Annotated in this window: 1 protein-coding gene; it reads left to right on the top strand. The window is 47.2% G+C overall.

Annotated features, from left to right (window positions below; all coding sequences use genetic code 11):
- The first annotated feature begins 489 nt into the window (after positions 1–489).
- Positions 490–1,014 carry a hypothetical protein gene (locus WMP97_RS11735; protein ID WP_340433611.1) on the top strand — a complete coding sequence of 175 codons (525 nt, stop codon included), beginning with the start codon at positions 490–492 and terminating at the stop codon, positions 1,012–1,014.
- Positions 1,015–1,779 lie beyond the last annotated feature (765 nt).

Here is a 1,779-nt window from a genome sequence, read left to right on the forward strand (position 1 = left end):
CTCCCCCACAACTCCCCAACCCACGGGCGACTAAGGCGCACATGCCGTGTACGGGTCTGAGCACTGTTCGCGGTGGCGTTTTGCCTGTTCAATATCGTCGTTTAAGGCGTTGGGGAACGTGTGCTGGTAGTGCTGTGCCCCTTAATCGCCTAGACGCGCATATAGAGCGTCACAATAAGTCGCCATTACTGGCTGGCGGGATGGCAGCCACCCCGAGTCTTAAAGGCTACCTATATTGTGTCTGTCAGATGTACCTGCCTGGACGCTCAGGGAGCTAGGTAAGAATAGGTGTACGAGGTTCCGATGTCAGCAGTTAAACCCCTTGGTCAAATATAGTGCATTCGACGGAGGCAATTCTAAGATGCTGACTCGACTTCAGAGCCCGAGACTGTGGACTAAAGTACTTTCAAGAATCACACTTAGAGCATTACTTTGGCTTGTTCCACTTTACGACTGATTGGAACAAAATTTATTCAGGAAGGAGCTGAGATGAAACAAAAACCTATGAACTGGTGTAAAATATCAACTATTTATCTCGTTATTAATGGTTTCTTAGGAGCCTCAATTTTCGCTGTAGCCATAGCTGGCTATTGTGGCGATCTTCCAAAACTTCTTTGCAGCGATCTTCTTTTTATTGCGGCGTTGCATGGGCATCGCGCCATTTGGATACGAAAACACGATGCTGGCAAAACACGGGTGACGAACTCGTTTGGGGCATTCTCGATGGAAAATGTTACTTTCTTTGCTTTTGTAGCCATCGTCGGGATTACCTTTTATCAAGAATATATTTCGGTTGCGCCCGTGGATAAAAGTATTCGCCTATGGGTTAGTTCTCTTATTACCTTTGCGCCTCTTGTTTCCCTCATCAATGGAGACGCGAGCCGACTGGTGGCTTTCCCAACGAAGAAAAGTACAACGCCCACTCCTTCTGGGGAATTAATTGTGTGGCCACGTTGGAAGCCTAATAAAGAATATAAGCTCTTTCGTATTTTTTCTAATGACGAAAGAGTTTGACGTGATGTAGTAGATGAAAAGCAAGTGATAATCACTATTGGGATTAATCTGTATCATGTTGTATCTAGCGCTAAGGCACTTTTGGGCAAACGGTGCCTAAAACCAATCTGAAGAGTGGTTCACTAAATTCTAGCGCTCCGTGGTAGCTAGGCGAAGTGGTTGGGAATTTGGCACGTTAGTGGCTACAGTTGGCATTCTACTGAGTCAGAAACGGGAAAGTTACGGGAATCTGGTCTTGGAGTTTTCTTGATTAGTGCTTCTTACCTGCGTGTTTAGTGGTTGAAGGTTCAGTTCCCGGCAGCTCCACCGATAGGCCCCCGAGAAATCGGGGGCCTTTTTCCATCCAAGGAGCCCGGTGGTCATCTTGCTGTTAATTGTCCGCCCTCCCCAATCCATTTTTGGGATCGCCCACCTAAAGGGGGGCGGTCCACCAGAGAGGCCTTTCAAATATGGGAGAAAGCATCTCGATTGCAGGCTTCCTTGAGGCATTAGTAGCTATGGGGCCACTTAGCCAGGTAAGACTCTGCCATAGTGCCCGTTATCCTGGGGATTTGTGTTGTTTGGTTGTGGTGGACTACATTAATCCAAGTCGCCGGGAGGTAGCCGGGAGGTTACTTGATGGTGACATTTTGTACGGACTTGGTTCGATGATTTGACTTTGTTCTTTGAGTTGAGTAAGTTTGTACGAGCTGCCGATGAGAGGTTAACGGGAAGTTAATTTTCTTGTTGGTTGGTGGTGATGTTTGAGAACTCAATAGTGTGCCA

This window comes from Corynebacterium sp. KPL4072, assembly GCF_037908395.1.
In the GTDB taxonomy this organism is placed as follows: domain Bacteria; phylum Actinomycetota; class Actinomycetes; order Mycobacteriales; family Mycobacteriaceae; genus Corynebacterium; species Corynebacterium kefirresidentii.

Coding starts and splice junctions, on each gene's coding strand:
- WMP97_RS11735 (WP_340433611.1), top strand. CDS start 490: ATGAAACAAAAACCTATGAACTGGTGTAAAATATCAACTATTTATCTC.